Source organism: Clostridium boliviensis (assembly GCF_033342255.1).
Taxonomy (GTDB): Bacteria; Bacillota; Clostridia; order Lachnospirales; family Lachnospiraceae; genus Lacrimispora; species Lacrimispora boliviensis.
On the sequence record NZ_JAWONS010000253.1, the window covers coordinates 1 to 381 of the forward strand.

1 pseudogene is annotated in these 381 nt (G+C 59.1%); it reads right to left on the minus strand.

Features of this window, described 5'->3' with window-relative positions:
* Positions 1–90: 90 nt before the first annotated feature.
* Positions 91–381 (minus strand): annotated as a pseudogene (locus RZO55_RS17885) (TetR/AcrR family transcriptional regulator); the annotation flags it as partial.

A 381-nucleotide genomic window follows, 5' to 3' on the forward strand; every position in this document is an offset into this window, starting at 1 on the left:
GATGAAGAACGCGATGGATTGCCAGCGCGACCATCAGCATGAAGCCGCGCGAGATCGGAGGGCTTTCGGCCGCGGCCCAAATGGGGATGGTCAGTCACGGGAATCTTTCCTTACCGCTCTGTGGACGATGCGGATCAGCTCGTCGCTGTAGGTGTCCAGATCCAACCGGCACGCCATCGCGTTGTCCAGCATGTATTCGCTGATCGCTCCCTGGATGAAATGGGCCATGGCGTCGGGATGAAAATCTCCGAACACCCCCTGTTGCTGTCCTTCGCGCAAAATGCTCCAGAGCAGCTGCAACGCGGGGTCTTCGTCCTCGTCGTCCATCCGGTAATAGGGGACGTCGTCGGGGGTCCTGCCATGAAAGATGATCTCGATGAG